The following is a 2,134-nucleotide window of genomic DNA, read 5'->3' as shown; positions in this document are numbered from 1 at the left end:
GTTGAAAATTATCACATTAATTCCTACTACATTTACAATTATTTGCCTATTAGCTAATCAAGCTATATCTAAAACTACAGATGTGGATAAATTCTTGAATAAAACTTCACTAACAGCTAATAAAGGCAATATTTCATTATTCAAAAAATCTAAATTTACATCAGAATTAACTCCAAAGTTAATTCATAAACATCAACATAAAAACCTTAATCGTAAAACTTTAATATCTCAACTTAGGAAAAGAGAAGGAATAAAATTAATTGCAGGTGGAAAAACTTATCCCCGACAAAAAAACATTAAACAAATACAAAAATTAACTCAGACGTTACAAAATACTGAAGACACTCTTACTTCAGGGGAAGTGATTAATACTGTCACTCAAAGCCAATCAACTTATGCTCAAAATTCTCCAACAAATCCGCCCAGACTACCAAATAGTCTACCAGAAAATCCCCGACCAGAGCCAAATCGCGATCGCTTCCTCCAACCCCTTCCCCAACCAACTCAACCAGAAACACCCAAAGAACAAGAACTACAAAAACCACCACCATCCCAACCTCTGCCAGATGAACCAAATCAAGAAATTCCTGTCCAGAGAATTTTAATATCAGGAAGTACAATTTTAACCCCAGAAGAAATTAATACCCTCGTTGGGCCACTAGAAGGACGTTTAGTCACTCTATTAGAACTTCGGCAAGTAGCAGATACAATTACCGAAATTTATTTAGAACGTGGCTATATTACCTCAAGAGCATTTTTACCTCCCCAAACTATTACCGAGGGTGTAGTTAGGATTGAAGTTGTAGAAGGCATTTTAGGAGAAATCCAAATTGAAGGGACAAAAAGATTACGAGACCCCTATATTAAAAGTCGGATACGCCTTGGAGTAGGAAAGCCATTAGACACTGCTAGGCTAGAAAATCAACTACGGTTACTTCGCTCTAATCCTTTATTTGAAAATATTGAAGCTAGTTTGCGAGCTAGTCAAACACCAGGGGAAAGTATTCTCATTGTTCGTGTCACAGAAACAAATCCTTTCGAGTTGAGTATGAACATTGATAACTATTCTCCTCCAACGGTAGGTTCAGAACGAACTGGTTGGACTGCCCTACATCGCAACTTAACTGGACGGGGTGATTTTTTTGTGGCATCTTATAACACCACTAGAATTTTTGATGATGAATCAGATGTCTTTGACTTTATTTATAATTTGCCTATTAATGCCATGAATGGTACTTTGCAGGTAAGAGCAGCACCTAACAGTAATAGAATTGGTCAAGATTTTGAGGATTTGGATATTAGTGGCTCAACAGATGTATATGAGTTTAGTTACCGTCAACCTATATTGAGAAATCCTAGACAAGAATTTGCCTTGTCTCTCGGTTTGACTTATCAGCGGACAAAATCTTTCCTTAATGATGAACTTTTTAATTTTGCCAATCCAGATGACACTGAGGATGATGGTATTAATAGCAGTACAGTAATTAGGTTGGGACAAGATTATATTCGTCGAGACCCTCTAGGTGCTTGGGCTTTGCGATCGCAATTCAATATTGGTACTGGTTTATTTGATGCTACTGTCAGGCAAGATCCAGAACCTGATGGACATTTCTTTAGTTGGCTAGGCCAAGTACAAAGGGTACAAAGATTAAGTGGTAGTCATTTATTGATTGTCCAGGGAGATTTGCAGTTGTCCTCAACTCCTGTGTTGCCATATCAACAATTTATTATTGGTGGTGGTTTGTCGTTACGGGGCTATCGCCAAAATGTCAGGTCTGGAGATAACGGTTTTCGATTTTCTATTGAGGACAGAATTACGGTTTATCGGGACGAGTCTGGTTTGCCTTTGATACAGTTTACTCCTTTTATAGATATCGGAGCTGTTTGGAATGATGGTAGTAATCCCAGTAATGATTTTTTACCAGAGCAAAGATTTTTGGCCGGAGCTGGAATAGGTTTGATTTGGCAACCTGTGCCACAGGTCGATCTACGTTTGGACTATGGCTTGCCTTTGATACATATAGACGATCGTGGCAATAATGCTCAAGATTCTGGGTTTTATTTCAGTGTAATTGTTCGACCGTTTTGATTGAAGAAGGAGTTAGGAGTGGGGGAGTAGGGGAGTAGGGGAGTA

At 38.2% G+C, this 2,134-nt stretch carries 1 protein-coding gene; it reads left to right on the top strand.

The features are described from left to right. On the top strand, positions 1-2,089 hold a 2,089-nt coding region (locus tag AFK68_RS00595), incomplete at its 5' end, for a ShlB/FhaC/HecB family hemolysin secretion/activation protein (protein ID WP_371357165.1). Positions 2,090-2,134: the final 45 nt, after the last annotated feature.

The organism is Hydrocoleum sp. CS-953, assembly GCF_002260545.1.
Classification (GTDB): Bacteria; Cyanobacteriota; Cyanobacteriia; order Cyanobacteriales; family Microcoleaceae; genus Trichodesmium.
Note: the sequence above shows the minus strand (reverse complement) of the source record. Positions and strands in the feature narration are given on the sequence as shown.